Below are 17,431 nucleotides of genomic sequence, written 5' to 3' on the forward strand. Positions count from 1 at the left end.
AAGATTGCCGCGTCGCTGCAGTTTGCACAACGACACGGCTTATCTCATACGGTATCAGCTTAACCTGCAAAACTGATATACATCACAATGACCAGCACGACCAGGACAATACCGGCGGGTACTGCGCCCTTCCACGGAGTCAGATCGACATCGCCACTGTGCTCCTGAATCCAGTCGGTCTCTCTGGGGCGCACTTTGCCAATGATCAGCATTGAGACGACCAGCAGCACAAACACCATCGCCACAAAATGGAACTCATGCATGACCTGAGGCAGTAACGTGAACGGCGGCACAAAGTAGCCTGCAGCTATTAATAAACAGCCACCCACCAGGGCAATTTTAGCCGCCATGGGGGGCACGCGCTTGGTCAGCAGTCCGACCAGCACGACCGCTAAAATCGGAATAAAGTAGATCGCGTTCATTTTCTGCAGGTAACCAAACAGGCTTTCCTGGCCTGCCAGCAACGGCGCGATGATCATGGTAATGATGGCCATGATCCAGCCAAACACCTTGCCCGATTTGACCACCTGCGCTTCAGTCGCCTCTTTGTTCAGCACGCCTTTATAGATACCCAGGCTGAAAATCGTGGTGGTGCTGTTCAATGCCGAATTGAATGACGACAAGATCGCGCCCACCATGACCGCGGCGAAAAACCCGGTGAGATAAGGGGGGAGTACGTTAAAGACCAGGTGACCATAGGCCTCGTCGGCACGTACTCCCTGATCGGCATAAAGGTGGTAAGCAATGATGCCTGGCAGCACCAGATACAGCGGCCCCAGCAACTTGAACAGCCCCGTCAATAGAACACCCTTCTGCCCTTCGGCCAGATTTTTAGCGGCAAAGGTACGCTGGATAATCTGCTGGTTGGTGCTCCAGTAGAATAAGTTGATCAGGAAAACGCCGGTAAACAGCGTAAAGAAAGGTACCTGCTGCTCAGCACCGCCAATCGAATTAAGCTTGTCAGGGTCACTTTCTTTAAGGATGTTCCAGCCTTCCATAATTCCCGCGTCGCCACTCACAGCCTGCAGGCCAAAGTAGACGATCACGAACCCACCAATCAACAACCCAATCCCGTTGAGCGTATCGGAAACTGCGACCGTGCGTAGACCACCAAACAAGGCATACACGGCGCCAATAATGCCGACGATCCATACCGTTAACCAAAGCAGCGTGGAGGAAGACTCGATGCCGGTTAACCCTTGTAAATCGAGCATTCCCTGCAGACCAATGGCACCTGAATAAAGAATAATCGGCAGTAAAATCACCGCATAGGCGATCAGGAAGATAACGTTGGTGATTAGCTGGGTATCTTTATCGAAACGTATCTCAAGCAGTTGTGGCAGCGTCGCAATACCACTTTTCAAAAAGCGTGGTAAGAAAAATAGCGCCAGGGCGACCAGCGCAATCACTGCAACTACCTCCCAGGCCATCACGCTTAAACCATCGGAAAAAGCGGCCCCGTTCAGGCCCACCATTTGCTCGGTGGAAAGGTTGGTCATTAGCAAAGAGCCAGCAATCAACGGGAAGGTAAGCGTTCTTCCCGCAAGAAAGTAACCGCTGGTACTGGAGTGGTCATCTCGGCGTGTGATTCGCCAAGTGATAAAGGCGACAAGTCCTGTAAAAAACAGGAAGGACGCCAGGGTCAATGCGTGCATTTTGACTCACCTCATCATCATTAAATATGGCACGCACGTTATGTAATGCGTGTATCTCGAAATGTCAGACAAATCGTGGCGCTATTTTAGTTGAGCTGAATATAGGCTGTTATACACCTTTGGTCTTACATAAACATTCATTATAGTTAATAGAAAAAAGTAGCTCTATAAAAAAACCCCAACGATGTCTTTAAACACCGCTGGGGCCCTGTTTAGCTCACAACTCAAGCATGTAGATGCATGCTATTTAGTGATGAAAACGCTCTGACGCCTGGCGGGCCAGCTCGCGAATACCATCCCAATCCTCAGACTCCACCATTGCCTTGGGCGTTAACCAGGAGCCGCCAACGCACATCACATTGGGTAACGAGAGATAGTCGTCGGCATTATCAACGGTAATACCGCCGGTGGGGCAAAAACGAGCGCCTGGAATGGGTGCGCCAAACGCTTTGATCGCTTTAGCACCGCCGCTGGACTCCGCCGGGAAGAACTTAAAGCGACGGTAACCATACTGCCAGCCCGTCATTAGCTCAGAAATGGTCGATACACCTGGCAGCATGGGCACAGGGCTTTCGATGCCATAGCGATACAGCGCCTCCGTCGCCCCTGGCGTGACGACAAAATCCGCACCCACTTGTTCGGCTTGGCGGTATTGTGCGGGGGTCAACACGGTGCCCACACCGATGCTGGCGCCAGGTAATGCTTCACGCATGCGTTTTACGGCGTCAAGGGCACAATCGGTGCGCAGGGTAATTTCCAGCACCGTGAGGCCGCCCTCCACCAATGCGCGACCTAACGGCACCGCATCTTCCAGGCGCTCGATCGTGATGACCGGAATGACTTCGGCTTTTAAGCAGATGCTATCAAGCTCTGCGGTACGCGTAGACGGTAACTGTTTTTCAATACTCATCAGTGAATCTCCAAGCAAATTGTTATTGGCTAAACGACTCCCCCAAGTACTTAGCAAGTAAGCAAAAAGTACTTAGCAAGCACTTAGGGGGCCCAATAAATGGCCAGTGGACAAGTTAAAAAGGCACGAATCGGTAGTTGACGAAGATCGTCTCCTGCTAGGGCCTTAGCCAATACAGCGCGTTTATCGTCACCGGTAATATGCAGAAAATGGCGACGAGCCTGATGCAGCCGGTCAGCTGAAAAGGTAATCCGCGGCTGGGGCTGACTAGGCGTGCGCACCGCCACGAGCAATTCATCTGTGGCGAGCGCCAACCCTAGTTCCTGGCTATCAGGGAACAGAGATGCGGTGTGACCATCGCCTCCCATACCCAGAATGACCACACTGGCTGGCCAAGCCAGTGTCGCGGCGTTCCGAGTAACTTCCTCGACACCCTCTTCAGGAGTAGAGGCATCACAAGTTAACGGTATAAAGTTGGCCGCTGATGCGCTGCCTTGAAGCAGATGTTCTCGCACCAGCTTGGCATTACTGTCGCTACTCTCTTCGCCTACCCAACGTTCATCGGCAAGCGTGATATCAATGCGCTCCCACGCCAGCGGCTTGGCCGCTAGTGCTTTAAAAAACGGCACTGGCGTTGAGCCACCCGAGACCACTAACAGAGCGCGCTCTTGATGGTTCAAATCATCGTCGAGCGCTTGAAACACTGCTTCGGCAAGCTGCTCGGCCAATTGTTGACGTACCTGGCTCATATTAGTAATCCTCGTACCAACTGCGCCCATCCTGAGTAATCATCGCGATGGAAGCGACGGGCCCCCATGACCCCGCTGGGTAACGGCGTGGCGGAGTATCGCGCTTTTTCCAGCCGTCGATCAGCTGATCGCACCAGCGCCACGCGTGTTCAATTTCATCGCGCCGCACAAACAGATACTGCTGCCCCTTCATCACTTCCAATAGCAACCGTTCGTAAGCATCCGGTATCCGCGATTTGGGAAAGGCGCTATTGAAGTCCAGGTGCAGCGGGCCGGGGCGCAGGCGCATGCCTTTATCCAGGCCGCTATCTTTGGTCAATACCTGAAGGGCAATGCCCTCTTCCGGCTGTAGCCGGATAATCAACTTATTGGCAGCAAGCCCACGTTGGTCTGGATCAAAGATATAATGCGGCTGCTGACGAAAATGGATCACAATTTGCGAGAGCTTTTCGGGCATCCGTTTGCCGGTTCGTAAATAGAAGGGCACCCCTGCCCAACGCCAGTTCGACACCTCGGTTTTCATGGCGACAAATGTTTCGGTCTGGCTTTGGGTATTGGCATCTTCCTCGTCTAAATAGCCGGGAACCGACTGCCCATCACTGGTGCCTGCAATATATTGACCACGCACCACGTCACGCCCTAGCGCTTCACCTACGAAGGGTTTCAGGGCTTTGAGCACCTTGACCTTCTCATCGCGAATGGCGTCTGCGTCCAGATTGGAGGGCGGATCCATGGCAATTAAACAAAGTAGCTGGAGCAAGTGATTCTGCACCATGTCACGCAGCTGGCCCGCTTCATCGAAATAGCCCCAGCGACCTTCGATACCTACTTTTTCGGCAACCGTTATTTCCACATGAGAAATATGGTTCTGATTCCACTGAGTTCCAAACAAGGGATTGGCAAAGCGCAGCGCAATCAGGTTCTGGACCGTCTCTTTACCTAAGTAGTGGTCAATACGGTAAACGCGCGATTCAGGGAACACCTCACCAATGGCATCATTAATCTCAATGGAAGAGTGCAAGTCGTAGCCAATCGGCTTTTCAACCACGACGCGTGTTTCATCGTCCAAACTGTCGCTCGCACCTAAATGTCGACAAATATCGCCATAAATACGCGCACCCACGGAAAGATAAACCACCATGGGCCGAGGCGACCCTTGGCGCCACTGACGAATAGCGTCGTAGCCTTCTACACTGGTGAAATCGAGCTGCAGGTAATCCAAACGAGCGAGAAAACGCTCCAGGCTCTGACTATCCTGTTCGCTGCTTTTCAGCCGTTTATGCAGCGCTTCGTTAACCAACTGACGAAATGACGCCACATCGTGTTCTTGGCGAGCCAGTCCCATAATGCGGGTACTTTCAGGCATTAAGCCTTCACGGTCTAGATGGTACAAGGCGGGAAATAGCTTGCGCATGGCAAGATCACCGAGCGCCCCAAATAACGCCAAATCAATCGCGTGATTCGGATCACCAAGCACTGCACCTTGGGAAGCATTGGACTGGCTCATCGTTGCTCCTATTGATAACTAGGCAACCCAAAGTGGTTAGATTACCTAAAATTTACCGTGTTTTACGCATTATACGCAATAATGGATGTAATTTTACTACAAATTCATATTGATGGCTTTTCTATATTTTAGCCATGTCGCAGCCATTCACCTTCATTACTCTACGCCCTTTGCCTGTACCGCTGCTACGTCCACCAAGGAAAAATGGAACACCTAAACACGAACGAAATAGACACCATTTGCCATGTAATAATTAAGATTTATAAGAAGAACAGCGAAGAGAGTTCGGACTGAGGCCAAGCCAACGGCAAAGAATCATACTTTGCTGGCGGATTACAAAGGAGAGTTTTAATTTACAAGCGCGAGACGTGAAGAGAGGCTTCACATCAGATTGTCAAGCTTTGGCCATCATCATCCAGCGCTTAAGTCAATAAGGAGCAACTGAAGGAAACAAGGAATTACATGTAATTGTTGTGAATTCTTCTCGACAATGAGATGCCAATGGCAGCACCTGTTAACTTTGCGTATGTGACAATGCTGGCATAAACCATATCTACTTCACTGTAATCTCCTATATAGGTGAAAGGCATAGATGAGAATGTTGCGAATGCTGCAGTTATAAAACCCCATTTAATACCATATCCCCAGGTAACCAAAACAACTGGGATAAGATAGGGGAATATAATGACAATCGGCCCATATGACTGCTGATTTACTATTGCCAACCCACACAACCAAGTGGCTAGAACCACCATATGGAAAATAAAATCATGATTCGTTTTAGGCAGCCTCATCGCTAAACGATCCTATCTTAAAAGAGTTATTAGCGGAGTAGTTAATCACACATAGCAACTCTAAAATCAATTTAGCTATAATTTTTACGCTATTTTTACGTTCTTAAACATAACCTTAAGCATCTTTTGTGTAATAGTGCCCACTATACAATATGAGTTAAGATAACTCAGAGCGGTGGAGCCGGGCTTCATTATGATTGAAAAACAGCAATTTATTATCATTGGACTAGGCATTTTCGGTGCAACTATTGCTCGCGAGTTAACACAGCTTGGGCATGACGTATTGGGAATTGATGTCGACGAGGAACGTGTCAATCGTCTAGCAGAGGACATTACCCATGCTGTCATCGCCGACGTGACGAATGAGAATACACTGATAGAGATAAATGCAGGTAGCTATGACGCAGCGGTCGTAGCGATAGGGAGAAACGTCGAAGCCACTATGTTAGCGACCCTTCAGCTACAAGAGCTTGGCGTACCCAAGGTATGGACAAAAGCATTAACAACTCAGCATCACAGAATTCTTGAGCGTCTCGGTTCAAATCGTATCATCGCACCGGAATATGAAATGGGTGTTCGTCTTGCTCAAGAATTAAATTATCCAATGGTGCATGATTATCTTGGGCTTGGAGACGAGTATTTTGTGGTGGAATTCCACACTACAGATGATTTGATTGGTAAAACTATTGGCGACATTATTGATGACGTTAAGGTCGAGGCGTTAGTAGTCAAACGAAACCAAGAAGCTCATTCTCAGCCAGATGTTAATTGGAAAATCCGCAGTGGTGATCGACTTGTACTAGGCGGATGGATTGAGGATTTAAGAAAACTTGTCAGAAACTTATGAAATCAAGCCTTAACGATAACTCCCTACATATAGCCATAAACAAAGGCCCGAAGCGTACCAGACGGATTAAGCCCCCTTTGTTATTGCTTCAGTCTTTTTTAATATTGATTTTAATCGGCACATGCACTTTGATGATGCCGTTTTCCACCGTCACTCCTATTTCATGGATGGAAGCAGCGTTTACAGCAACTTCAGCCGTGACCGTCACAGGATTGGTGGTTGTTGATACAGGCAGTCAGTTTACGATATTCGGCCAAATGATCATTTTATGTCTAATTCAGCTAGGCGGGCTAGGGTTGATGACCTTTGCTGTACTAACCGCTTTGGCACTTGGTTTCAAATTTCGCTTAAAACAACAACTTGTTGCTCAAGAGGCATTCAATGAAGTTTCTTTACAAACGGCTGGCAGAGCGGGAGGCTCTATCGCTTTATTTGCTCTTACGAGCGAAGCGATTGGACTTATTGTACTAGGCTACTTTTTTATTCCTGAGCTTGGTTGGACTGAAGGACTATACAATGCTCTTTTTTACACCATTTCCGCTTTTAATAATGCTGGCTTCGCTCTCTCCGCTGATAGCTTATCCAGCTATGTATCACATCCCGGCATTACGCTTTCCGTAACGTTTCTTTTTATTACCGGTGGCCTAGGTTACATAGTTGTCATGGAGCTACTGCAAAAGCGGTCATGGGCGCGTCTCTCGGTATACGTAAAAATCATTTTAATAACCACGCTAGCCCTAAATATAATTTCTACTTCAGCATTCTTAGCCTTGGAATTTAACAACCCGGATACGCTCGGAATGTTAGAGGGAGGTTGGAACAAGCTACTCGCCGCCTGGTTCCAAGGGGTTACTCCCAGAACCGCAGGGTTTAACACTTTAGATATTAGCTCAATAACCGCCGCTAGTAGCGTATTGATGTTGTTACTCATGTTTATTGGCGGGGCGCCCAATTCCACTGCTAGCGGAATTAAGATTTCCACTTTTTTCATTCTAATTACGGCTACAAAATCTTTCTTACAAGGGAACTTGAACGTTAACTTTTTTGGCCGCTCGTTAAGCAGAGAGACTCTTTTAAAAGCATTAGCGACAGCGACAATTGGTATGGCGACCATTTTTATTGCTATTTTTATTCTTACCACTTTGGTAAAGGATGACTTTTTGGGTATTACCTTCGAAGTGGTCTCTGCATTTGGCACTGTTGGATTATCACGAGGTGCAACAGCAGACCTTGGCACTGCTGGTCAATTAATCATTATGGCCGTCATGCTTATAGGCCGTCTAGGCCCCCTAACATTAGGCTACACCCTGACCCTACGTCATAAATCACATGTGCGCTTCGTAAAAACTGAATTCCCTGTAGGGTGAGGCTACCCGTTTTTTAACCATTCATCACCACGATTGGTACGATGGCTCGTAGCTCTGAACGAGGAGATATGATTTCTTCGAGTTTGAGCGATTTTTAGGAGAATTTTACAGACTTTTAGAAATTGCCATGGTGAGATAGCACGCTAAACATTGAGGCAATTCAAGAGCGGAGATATGACCCCCTTCCCCAGCAGGCTTTACTACCGAGACGCCTACCATCACTGGGCGCAAATTTTTAAAATCATGGCAGTACTGTGGTTAGTGCTTGCCATTTTCATGGCAGTTCCGTGGACCGTATTGCTGGTAGAAAGTGACCCCGACGCACCAGCCTTTGGCGTTTCCATCCTTATAATACTCAGCGCGACCCTTGCCACTTGGGCACTTACCCGAAAGGTATCGCTTGAACTAAAGCCGTGGCAGATGTTTGTGCTTACCGCTGCCAGTTGGGCAAGCATTACCGGTTTTGCGAGCCTGCCGCTCATTTTAGGGGCGCCACAACTCAGCATTACCAATGCCGTATTTGAATCCGTTTCTGCCATCACCACCACAGGCTCGACAGTGATGGTCGGCATTGAAAACCTCTCCGACGGATTAAAGCTGTGGCGCGGCTTAATGCAATGGATGGGGGGCATTGGCATTATTGTGATGGGCATCGCTATCCTACCGTTTCTAAAGGTAGGCGGTATGCGGCTTTTTCATACCGAGTCTTCCGACTGGTCGGATAAAGTAATGCCCCGCACGGGCGGCATTGCCAAAGCGACGCTGAGCATTTATGTAGTGCTGACATTGGCGGCCATGGTGAGTTACTGGGCAGGGGGAATGCTCCCCCTCGATGCCGTCGTACACGGCATGACATCCCTGGCTACCGGCGGTTTTGCTAACTCAGATGCCTCCTTTGGTGCTTATGCCGAACAGCCTTGGTTGTTGTGGTTAGGCAGCTTTTTTATGCTATGCGGGGCGTTGCCATTTGTTTTATATATCCGTTTTATTCGCACGTCCCGCAGTGCGATGTGGAAAGATCAGCAGGTACTTGGACTTTTAAAACTGCTACTGGCCGCGATTGTGGTGCTTACCGGGTGGCGTGTATTGCAAGGCGATGATTGGTTTGTTTCGCTTACCCACGTCACCTTTAACGTGATTTCCGTAGTGACCACCACCGGCTACGCCTCGGACGACTATACACTGTGGGGGTCGCTGCCCGTCGTTGCGTTTTTCTACCTTACATTTGTGGGAGGCTGTAGCGGCTCCACTAGCGGCGGCATGAAGATTTTCAGATTTCAGATCGCCATGCTGATGCTACGCAACCAGCTGCGCTATTTAATTCATGCCAATGGCGTATTCACTACTCGCTACAATCACCAGCCGGTGACCAGTGATATTTCAAGAAGCGTGGTGGCCTTTTCATTCTTCTTCTTTATCACCATTGCGGCGCTGGCGCTTGGCCTTTCAGCCCTCGGGCTAGATTTAGTCACCGCCTTGACTGGGGCAGCCACCGCGGTGGCGAACGTTGGCCCGGGCCTAGGCGATACCATTGGCCCAGCTGGCAACTTTACCTCACTACCGGATGCGGCGAAGTGGCTGCTGTGTATTGGTATGTTAATGGGCCGCCTGGAGATTTTGACGGTGGTGGTGCTCATGACGCCGATGTTCTGGCGCCGCTAATGGTGAAGAAGGTTTTAAAAATATCGGCGAGCGCAGGCAGCTTTCATGCAAAGCCTAAGATATTGCAGGCCTCGGCGCTGGCTCTATCAATAGCCGATACCCGACCCCGGCTTCTGTCTGTAACAAAACCGGAGTTTGGGGATCATCGCCAAGTTTTTGACGCAAGCGACTAACCACTATGCGCAGGTAATGGGTGTCATCCACATGGGTCGGCCCCCATACTTCTTTTAGTAACTGGGTCTGGGTGACAACGCGTCCGGCATAGCGGCAAAGCCGGGCAAGTACGGCGAACTCTTTGCGGGTTAAATGCACACGCTCCTGGCCCAGAGAAACCTGTCTTAACTCAAGATCGATCACTAGTTCTTGGCTAACCATCCCCTGACTAACCAGCCCCTGATTAACCAGACCTTGATTAACCAGACCTTGTTTAACAAAGTAGCTAGCGGCCACTTCTCCCCTCGCCTGCTGCGCCTGACGCTGAACGGCCCTGATGCGGGCAAGCAGTTCCTGGATGCCAAAGGGTTTAGTGACATAGTCATTGGCACCATTATCCAACGCCAGGACTTTCTCCTCTTCTCGATCCCGCACGGACACCACGATCACTGGTACAGCGCTGTGATGCCGTATGCCCTGTAGCACCTCCTGACCATCCATATCCGGTAGGCCAAGATCGAGCAGTACTACATCCGGGGCTTGGGTGTAGACAGCGGCCAGTGCCTGCTCGCCGTTCTCTGCCTCCAGTACGCCGTAGCCTTGGGAGGCTAAGCTGATGCGAAGAAAACGGCGAATCTGTTGCTCGTCATCCACAATTAAAATGCGCCCGTTACCTTCATTCTTCATCGCCCCTCCTGATGTCTGCGCCCAATAGCGGCAGCGTAATGATAATGCCCGTGCCGCGCCCGCTTTCGCCGGTGTCAGCATTGATCGTGCCGCCATGGGCGCCGATCATGCCCCGACAAATGGCCAGCCCCAAGCCACTGCCATGGGCGCTACGGTCGCCGTCGCCACCGCTGTAGAACATATCGAATACCTGTTCGCGTAGCTCGGAGGAAATCCCGGGGCCCTGGTCTTCTATGGTGATCACCAGCGTCGCTGGCTCACCTTCAATAAGATGGGCCTTGATAAGTAGCTCACCGCCCGGCGGCGAAAAGCGCTGGGCGTTATCCAATACGTTAACCAATGCCTGTTCCACCAGCGCAGGATGAACGTACAACAGAGGCAGCGTAGCAGGCCATTGTTTACGTACCACGACATGCTTTAACGATTGACCCAAGCGCTTTAGGGCTGAGTTGATCACGTCGTCAAACGACACCCAGTCACGCTCGATTTTCAGCTTTCCGTGTCCTAACCGGGTCATATCCAGCAGGTTTTGTATGTAACGATTGAGCCGTTCGCTTTCGGATAAGATGCCGTCAAGTAGTTCACGCTGATCGATATCGCTTAGCTGGGGCTTTAACTCGATCAATGAACTGGTGGCACCAATAATAGATGATAGAGGTGTGCGCAAGTCATGAGAAACCGACGATAGTAATGCAGCGCGTAGTCGCTCGTTCTCTTCTGAGACCCGTGTCGTGTTCAATTCAGCCACTAAGCGAGTACGTTCTAACGCCATACTCAGCTGTCGCACCAAAGTATCGATTAACGCCTCACCCTCATGGGTGAGTGCCTTTGGACTTTCCGACAGCTTGAGCGCCAGCATCCCTACTTTTTCTTTCTGCACTGCTAGTGGTATTAAACGCCAAGCCTGCTGGCTCAACGTTTGAGTGCCTTGACCGCTGGGTTTCTGATGCTGCCAGCTCCATACCGCTGCCTGCTTGGCAGCCATATCCAGATGCCCGGAATCCGGTAGTGCGTAAGTAATGCGCACCTCACTGGCAGTTTCGGCGGTTTCAATAAACAGTGCAGGCACCGCAAAACACTGTACTAATGTATCAATTCCCACTTTAGCGACACTACTGCTGTCAGTCGCCGTCGACAGTTGTTCGGCGTATCGAAGCAGTAGCTGGGTCTGGTCGCGGCTAGCACGTAGAGCGATTAAGCGCTGACGACCACGCCCAGCCAATTGCCCTACCACTAGCGCCACCAGAAAGAAAAATACAACCGTCAGCAGTTGCCCTCTTTCCACCATGGCAAACGTCAGGCGTGGCTCAGTAAAAAAAAAGTTAAAGGCTAAAAACCCCGCCACGGCACTAAACATGGCCATGGCGGTACCTGCCCATACGGCGCTGAACAATACAGCTACTAAAAACACCAGAGACAGGTTGGCAAGCTCCAACCAGGGTTCTAACAAATGAGCTACGCCAAGGGACACGATGACTGCCAGAGTGGTGGCAAGAAACTGAGGTGGACGCGCTCTCCAATACGGTTTCCATTGCCTTAAGCGCTGCTTTACGGCCCCCTGAGCCACCACCACGATATCAAACGCTTCGCCGTGAGCCATCAACCGCTGCGCCAGCGGTCGAGACCACGGCCACCAACGCCGTTTTGCGTCGCGGCTTACCACAATGGTGGTGGCATTAATCGAGCGGGCGTAGTTCAGCACTTCACTCAGCTGGCTAGGCCCCTGTAAACGCAATGAGTCACCACCCAACCGGGTAACCAGGTTTAAGGTTTGTTCGACCGCTAATTGCTGTTCGGCTGAAGCCACGCCTTTATCGACATAGACCGCTCGCCACACGGCCAGTCGTTTTTCGGCCATACGCTGGGCGGAACGTACCAGTGAGACATCCTCTTCACTGCCGCTAATGACGACCAAAAGGCGGGGTCTGACCGGCCACGGACCTTCCCTGCCGCCAGCATCCATCGCCACTTTTACATCGGCATCGACCCGCTCGGCCATGGTTTGTATAGCAAGCTCGCGCAGCGCATTGAGGTTCGATTCTTTAAAGTAGCCTTCCATGGCAGCGCGCGCCTGCTCAGGGATATATACCTTGCCGCGCCTTAAGCGTTCGAGCAGTTCCTCAGGGGTTAAATCCACCAATGACACATTTCGGGCGCGCTCTAACAGCGCATCAGGAACGGTCTCGCGCATGCGAATACCGGTAATCCTGGCCACATCGTCGTTAAGGCTTTCCAGATGCTGGACGTTTACCGTTGTCCACACATCAATTCCCGCATCCAATAACTCTTCAATATCCTGATAACGCCGAGGATGCCGGCTGCCGGGAATATTACGATGGGCCAACTCGTCTACCAGCAAAATGGTGGGTTTCCGCGCTAGGGCCGCATCGATATCAAATTCGTAAAACGTTCGGTCATGGTGCTGTAAAGGGATCAATGGAATACGCGAAAGCCCCTCGCAGAGCGCTTCGGTATCGGCACGCCCGTGTGACTCCACCACGCCAATCACAATATCATCGCCCTCTTCTGCCCTTTCCTGGGCAGTGCGAAGCATGGTGTAGGTTTTGCCGACGCCGGGGGCAGCTCCCAAAAATACACGCAAACAGCCGCGCGCCTCTCGACGCGCGGCTTTAAGCAATGCATTGGGATCAGGCCGGTGATCCTCTGAATACATTTAGCTACTCCAAAGGTATGACGGACGACGTGGTTGTGGCTGCTGGAAAACGTTGATCCAAGCTTACATTCAAACGCAGTACATTGACCACTGGCGATCCCAGCCAGCCTGTATTTTCAAGTGCTTGACCTACCAGTTCAGTGACGCTAGCTTCGTCGATTTCACGCGCCTGCGCTACTCTTGCGACCTGTATTTCAGCAGCTGACAACGAGATATGCGGGTCTACCCCTGAGCCCGAAGCGGTGATCAGATCAACTGGAATCTGATCGACGCTGACACCTTCGCGCTGAGCAATAGTTTGAGCATCGGCCTGAGCGCGCTCGCGCAGCGCTACATTGCTGGGTGCCAGATTGGACCCGGAGGCTGAGCCTGCATCATTACCCGCCGCTGATGGCCGACCAATGAAATATACATCGCTGACAAAGGCTTGCGATACCAGGCTCGACCCCACCACGCGTCCATCGGCATCGCGGACCAAGCTGCCTTGCGCCTGTTCAGGAAACAACCAGCCGCCAACCGCTGTAGTGGCTAACGGATACACCAAACCCAGCAGAACGGCCATCACCCCCATAAAGCGCAGCGCACTACCCCACGTGGCTTTTGCCTGAAACACTTGAACATGCTGTTCTTCTTCATTCCCCAGCACAGGCTCTTGGATACTTGTATTCATCACATTCCTCCTAGATAAACAGTGCAATCAGCATGTCTAAAAGCTTGATGGCAGGGAACGGTAGCAGCAGCCCACCGAGACCGTAGATCAGCAAATTACGGCGCAGCAGCTCCGTTGCCGATGCGGCTTTCACCGACACACCACGTAAAGCGAAAGGAATCAAAGCAGGGATAATCAAGGCGTTGAACAGCACAGCGGCCAGCACGGCGCTGGTGGGCGAATGCAGGTTCATCACATCAAGCACGCCTAGTGCCGGAAAACTGGCGGCGAACAGGGCTGGCAGAATTACAAAATACTTGGCCACATCGTTGGCGAGCGAGAACGTGGTCAGTGCGCCTCGGGTAATGAGAAGCTGCTTACCAATTTCCACTGCGCTGATCAGCTTGCCGGGGTCGGAGTCCAGATCCACCATATTGGCCGCCTCTCGCGCAGCCTGGGTGCCTGAATTCATGGCCAGACCAAGGTCGGCTTGAGCCAGCGCCGGGGCATCGTTGGTGCCGTCCCCCACCATGGCCACCAGGCGGCCGCTGGCCTGCTCTTCACGAATCAGCGCCAGCTTACGCTCTGGAGTGGCTTCGGCAATGTAATCATCAACCCCTGCCGTGGCAGCTATTGCCGAGGCGGTGATGGGATTATCGCCAGTGATCATCACGGTCTTGATGCCCATGGCTCGTAGCTCGGCAAACTTCTCTGCGATACCGCTTTTAATCACGTCAGACAGCGCCACCACGCCGAGAATCTGCTTACCTTCAGCCACTGCAATGGGGGTGGCGCCATCCCGGGATATACGTTCAATGACCTGGTTATAGTCGCTGGGCACCTCACCACCCTGGTTCTTCACCCACTCGGCAATAGCGTTGGGGGCACCTTTTCGCAGTTTTCTACCGCTGGTTAGGTCAACCCCTGAAAGCCGGGTTTCAGCGCTGAATGCTTCAAAGGTAGCGCCATCGGCTTCCTCGCTAAGGCGCGCATCCACACCCAGCTCGGTGGCGAGCGTCACAATCGATTTACCTTCCGGGGTGGGATCTTCCAGGGAGGTCAGATAGGCCACATCGCGTAGCCGCTGACGCGGCACCTGCTGGCAAGGGGCGAACTCGGTCGCGCGGCGATCCCCCAGAGTGATGGTGCCGGTTTTATCCAGCAACAGCGTGTCAATGCTACCGGCAATTTCGACGGCTTTACCCGACTTAGCCACCAGATTAGCGCGTAGGGCACGCTCCATTCCGGCAATGCCGATGGCGGGCAAAAGACCCCCAATGGTGGTGGGAATCAAACACACCAGTAGTGCTACCAGCATTACCGCCGAGGTCTCTACGCCTACGAAAGCAGCCATAGGCACCAACGTCACTACCACAATTAAAAACACCAGCGTTAACATGGCCAACAATACCGAAAGCGCTAGTTCAGAAGGTGTTTTTTGGCGATTGGCACCCTCTACCAATGCAATCATGCGATCCAGCAGTGATTCACCAGGATTGGCACTGACGGCGATAATCACGTAATCGGACAGCACCTTGGTACCGGCGCTGACGCCGCTGTTATCGGTGCCTGCTTCACGCAGTACCGGTGCGGACTCGCCTGTCACTGCCGATTCATTTATCGACGCGGCACCTTTTACAATATCGCCATCTGCCGGAATCAGCTCACCTGCGACTACTTTCACCCGGTCGCCTTTACGCAGTGAGTCGGCGGTGACATTGCTGATCGTTCCATCGGCGTTTAGCTTGGCCGCCCTGAGTTCACCTTTGGTTTTGCGCAGCGCCCCCGCATGCGCCTTACCGCGTGACTCCGCCAGCGACTCCGCCCCCGTCGCAAACAGGACGGTGGCTAGCAGCAGTAACGCAATGGTGAGTGCAAAGCCGCCGTTCTCGCCCTGTGCGAAAGCAATAGGCGTTAGTCCGAAACACACCACGGTACCAATCGCGACCACCGCCATTACTGGATTGCGTGCCAGCAGATGAGGCGCAAGCCCCTTGACCGCGCCAATAAAAATTTGTCCAGTGGGCAACGATCGATGTGGCTGTTTAGCAAGCTCTGTATGTGACATCTCTTTTCTCCTAGAAGCCTTGCACGACGGATTCTGCAATCGGACCAAGCACTAACGCCGGTAAAAAGCCGAGCAGGTTGACGATCACAATCACCCCGGCGGTTAAGCCCATAAAGGCGGGGCTATCCATGGGTAGGGTGCCACGCCCCGCTGGCGCAGTGCGTTTAGCGGCCAGCCAGCCGGCCACTGCTAAAGGCACCAGCATGGGTAAGAAACGGCCAATCAACAGGGCGACCACGCAAGCGAGATTCCACCACGGCGTAGCATCGCCCAACCCTTCAAAACCGGAACCGTTATTGGCAAATGCGGAGGTAAATTCGTAAAGCACTTGAGATAAACCGTGAAACCCTGGGTTGGAGTTGGCTGCCGTGCCGGGCATCGCCACTGTCAGCGCACTCAAGCCGAGAATGACCAGCGGCTGAGCCAGGATCGCTAACGAAATCCAGCGCATCTCGCGGGTTTCTAATGGCTTTCCGAAAAGTTCAGGTGCCCTGCCCACCATCAACGAGCCAACAAAGGCCGCTAACATCAGGTAGAGGAAGAAACCAATAAGACCTACGCCGATACCGCCAAAGGTCACGTTCACAAACATATCCATCATCAGCATCATGCCGCCCATGGGGTTGAAGCTGTCGTGCATGGCATTGACCGAGCCGTTGGAGGTTTGCGTTGTCCAACTACCCCATAGCGCGGAAAGGTCAGTGCCAAAACGCAGCTCTTTGCCCTCCAAATTGGCCCCCGGCTGGGATAGCTCGACCAGAGCTGCATTGGGCATGCGTTCGGAATAGATCACCACGGAAGTAGAGATCAGTGAAAACGCGATCATCACTGCGCCAATGCCCATCATTAATCGGCGCCGACCGCTGATTAGCGCAATCGCAATAAGCAATGCCACTGGAATAAGCGTGAGTGAAGCGGTTTCGATCACGTTCGCTAGTGGCGTGGGGTTCTCAAGCGGCACGCTGGAGTTGGGCCCATACCAGCCACCGCCATTGGTCCCCAGTTGCTTGATCGCCACCATGGAGGCCACCGGGCCTAGCGGAATCGACTGCGTTTCTTCCACCTGGGGATCCAGCATGTCTACCTGATGAGCGGCCTGATAGCTGGCGGGCACACCCTGCCATGTAAGTAGCAATGCCACGACGGCAGCTAGCGGGAGCAGTACACGAATCACCGAGCGGGTAAGATCGTGGTAGTAGTTACCAACGCCTTTTAACACCTTGGCAGGTTTAGCAACTAACAAGGTACGGACAATTGCGACCAATACTGCGAGCCCCGTGGCGGGGGTCAAGAACTGTAGTGTGACAATGGCGAAGGTTTGGCTTAAATGCGAAAGCTGCGCTTGGCCAGAGTAGTGCTGCTGGTTAGTGTTGGTTGCAAACGATACTGCCGTATGCAGCGCCGTATCCCACGGCATGCCGGGTATGCCATCGGGATTCAACGGCAGCAAGCCCTGACCCATGAACACGAGCCAAGCCAGTAGTATCAAACCCACATGCAGCTTGAAAATAGCTAACGCGTACACTTGCCAGGTCATGGTGTGTTGACTGTTAACGCCCGCCAACCGATAAATAGGCTTTTCGATCACGCCAAAAAGCGTGTCGAGGCGGTTTGACTCGGTGCTTAACGCATAGGCGATATAGATACCCAAGGGCACACTAAGCAACGCCACCAAGGCGTAAATGGCGATCATATCGTTCATGACGATC

General features: G+C 52.0%; 13 protein-coding genes. 3 read left to right on the forward strand and 10 right to left on the reverse strand.

Features of this window, described 5'->3' with window-relative positions; all coding sequences use genetic code 11:
* Nucleotides 1-59 precede the first annotated feature (59 nt).
* The 5 genes from ACFFLD_RS13145 to ACFFLD_RS13165 all read right to left on the reverse strand — a co-directional run bounded on the left by ACFFLD_RS13145 (nucleotide 60) and on the right by ACFFLD_RS13165 (nucleotide 5,615).
* Entirely contained in the window at nucleotides 60-1,655 is a 1,596-nt protein-coding gene (locus tag ACFFLD_RS13145; RefSeq protein ID WP_386041353.1) for a solute:sodium symporter family transporter, read from the reverse strand.
* A gap of 247 nt (nucleotides 1,656-1,902) precedes the next feature.
* Nucleotides 1,903-2,565 carry a bifunctional 4-hydroxy-2-oxoglutarate aldolase/2-dehydro-3-deoxy-phosphogluconate aldolase gene (locus tag ACFFLD_RS13150; protein WP_386041355.1) on the reverse strand — a complete coding sequence of 221 codons (663 nt, stop codon included), beginning with the start codon at nucleotides 2,563-2,565 and terminating at the stop codon, nucleotides 1,903-1,905.
* A gap of 83 nt (nucleotides 2,566-2,648) precedes the next feature.
* Nucleotides 2,649-3,314, reverse strand: coding sequence for a 6-phosphogluconolactonase (gene pgl / locus ACFFLD_RS13155; protein WP_386041357.1), 666 nt, complete (start codon nucleotides 3,312-3,314; stop codon nucleotides 2,649-2,651).
* Nucleotide 3,315: 1 nt separating this feature from the next.
* The gene (zwf, locus tag ACFFLD_RS13160; RefSeq protein ID WP_386041359.1) at nucleotides 3,316-4,821 is read right to left on the reverse strand and encodes a glucose-6-phosphate dehydrogenase; all 1,506 of its coding nucleotides are present in this window, start codon (nucleotides 4,819-4,821) and stop codon (nucleotides 3,316-3,318) included.
* A gap of 458 nt (nucleotides 4,822-5,279) precedes the next feature.
* The gene (locus ACFFLD_RS13165) at nucleotides 5,280-5,615 is read right to left on the reverse strand and encodes a hypothetical protein (RefSeq protein WP_386041361.1); all 336 of its coding nucleotides are present in this window, start codon (nucleotides 5,613-5,615) and stop codon (nucleotides 5,280-5,282) included.
* Nucleotides 5,616-5,808: 193 nt separating this feature from the next.
* Between ACFFLD_RS13165 and ACFFLD_RS13170 the strand changes: the two genes are divergently transcribed.
* The 3 genes from ACFFLD_RS13170 to ACFFLD_RS13180 all read left to right on the forward strand — a co-directional run bounded on the left by ACFFLD_RS13170 (nucleotide 5,809) and on the right by ACFFLD_RS13180 (nucleotide 9,491).
* The gene (locus ACFFLD_RS13170) at nucleotides 5,809-6,462 is read left to right on the forward strand and encodes a potassium channel family protein (protein ID WP_386041363.1); all 654 of its coding nucleotides are present in this window, start codon (nucleotides 5,809-5,811) and stop codon (nucleotides 6,460-6,462) included.
* On the forward strand, nucleotides 6,459-7,829 hold the full coding sequence (locus tag ACFFLD_RS13175) for a TrkH family potassium uptake protein (RefSeq protein WP_386041365.1): 1,371 nt from the start codon (nucleotides 6,459-6,461) through the stop codon (nucleotides 7,827-7,829). Before ACFFLD_RS13170 ends, ACFFLD_RS13175 begins: the two co-directional genes overlap by 4 nt.
* A 174-nt stretch (nucleotides 7,830-8,003) precedes the next feature.
* Entirely contained in the window at nucleotides 8,004-9,491 is a 1,488-nt protein-coding gene (locus ACFFLD_RS13180) for a TrkH family potassium uptake protein (protein WP_386041367.1), read from the forward strand.
* A 54-nt stretch (nucleotides 9,492-9,545) separates the two neighbouring features.
* On the opposite strand, the gene ACFFLD_RS13185 is transcribed toward ACFFLD_RS13180, so the two are convergent.
* From ACFFLD_RS13185 to kdpA, 5 genes are read right to left on the reverse strand one after another with little or no spacing between them, the layout of a single operon-like run.
* The gene (locus ACFFLD_RS13185) at nucleotides 9,546-10,331 is read right to left on the reverse strand and encodes a response regulator (protein ID WP_386041369.1); all 786 of its coding nucleotides are present in this window, start codon (nucleotides 10,329-10,331) and stop codon (nucleotides 9,546-9,548) included.
* Nucleotides 10,321-13,005: an ATP-binding protein gene (locus ACFFLD_RS13190; RefSeq protein WP_386041371.1), complete on the reverse strand. Its 2,685-nt coding sequence runs from the start codon at nucleotides 13,003-13,005 to the stop codon at nucleotides 10,321-10,323. The genes ACFFLD_RS13185 and ACFFLD_RS13190 overlap by 11 nt, the downstream gene beginning before the upstream one ends.
* A 4-nt stretch (nucleotides 13,006-13,009) precedes the next feature.
* The gene (gene kdpC / locus ACFFLD_RS13195) at nucleotides 13,010-13,675 is read right to left on the reverse strand and encodes a potassium-transporting ATPase subunit KdpC (protein ID WP_386041373.1); all 666 of its coding nucleotides are present in this window, start codon (nucleotides 13,673-13,675) and stop codon (nucleotides 13,010-13,012) included.
* Between the two features lie 10 nt (nucleotides 13,676-13,685).
* Nucleotides 13,686-15,722 (reverse strand): potassium-transporting ATPase subunit KdpB, encoded by a 2,037-nt coding sequence (gene kdpB / locus ACFFLD_RS13200; RefSeq protein ID WP_386041375.1) that lies wholly within the window; start codon nucleotides 15,720-15,722, stop codon nucleotides 13,686-13,688.
* Between the two features lie 10 nt (nucleotides 15,723-15,732).
* The gene (kdpA, locus tag ACFFLD_RS13205; RefSeq protein ID WP_386041377.1) at nucleotides 15,733-17,424 is read right to left on the reverse strand and encodes a potassium-transporting ATPase subunit KdpA; all 1,692 of its coding nucleotides are present in this window, start codon (nucleotides 17,422-17,424) and stop codon (nucleotides 15,733-15,735) included.
* Nucleotides 17,425-17,431: the final 7 nt, after the last annotated feature.

Source organism: Vreelandella sulfidaeris (genome assembly GCF_042429665.1).
GTDB lineage: Bacteria > Pseudomonadota > Gammaproteobacteria > Pseudomonadales > Halomonadaceae > Vreelandella.

Excerpts from the sequence above, each read along its gene's own strand:
- ACFFLD_RS13145 (WP_386041353.1), bottom strand. The coding sequence starts at position 1,655 with ATGCACGCATTGACCCTGGCGTCCTTCCTGTTTTTTACAGGACTTGTC.
- ACFFLD_RS13150 (WP_386041355.1), bottom strand. The coding sequence starts at position 2,565 with ATGAGTATTGAAAAACAGTTACCGTCTACGCGTACCGCAGAGCTTGAT.
- pgl (WP_386041357.1), bottom strand. The coding sequence starts at position 3,314 with ATGAGCCAGGTACGTCAACAATTGGCCGAGCAGCTTGCCGAAGCAGTG.
- zwf (WP_386041359.1), bottom strand. The coding sequence starts at position 4,821 with ATGAGCCAGTCCAATGCTTCCCAAGGTGCAGTGCTTGGTGATCCGAAT.
- ACFFLD_RS13165 (WP_386041361.1), bottom strand. The coding sequence starts at position 5,615 with ATGAGGCTGCCTAAAACGAATCATGATTTTATTTTCCATATGGTGGTT.
- ACFFLD_RS13170 (WP_386041363.1), top strand. The coding sequence starts at position 5,809 with ATGATTGAAAAACAGCAATTTATTATCATTGGACTAGGCATTTTCGGT.
- ACFFLD_RS13175 (WP_386041365.1), top strand. The coding sequence starts at position 6,459 with ATGAAATCAAGCCTTAACGATAACTCCCTACATATAGCCATAAACAAA.
- ACFFLD_RS13180 (WP_386041367.1), top strand. The coding sequence starts at position 8,004 with ATGACCCCCTTCCCCAGCAGGCTTTACTACCGAGACGCCTACCATCAC.
- ACFFLD_RS13185 (WP_386041369.1), bottom strand. The coding sequence starts at position 10,331 with ATGAAGAATGAAGGTAACGGGCGCATTTTAATTGTGGATGACGAGCAA.
- ACFFLD_RS13190 (WP_386041371.1), bottom strand. The coding sequence starts at position 13,005 with ATGTATTCAGAGGATCACCGGCCTGATCCCAATGCATTGCTTAAAGCC.
- kdpC (WP_386041373.1), bottom strand. The coding sequence starts at position 13,675 with ATGAATACAAGTATCCAAGAGCCTGTGCTGGGGAATGAAGAAGAACAG.
- kdpB (WP_386041375.1), bottom strand. The coding sequence starts at position 15,722 with ATGTCACATACAGAGCTTGCTAAACAGCCACATCGATCGTTGCCCACT.
- kdpA (WP_386041377.1), bottom strand. The coding sequence starts at position 17,424 with ATGAACGATATGATCGCCATTTACGCCTTGGTGGCGTTGCTTAGTGTG.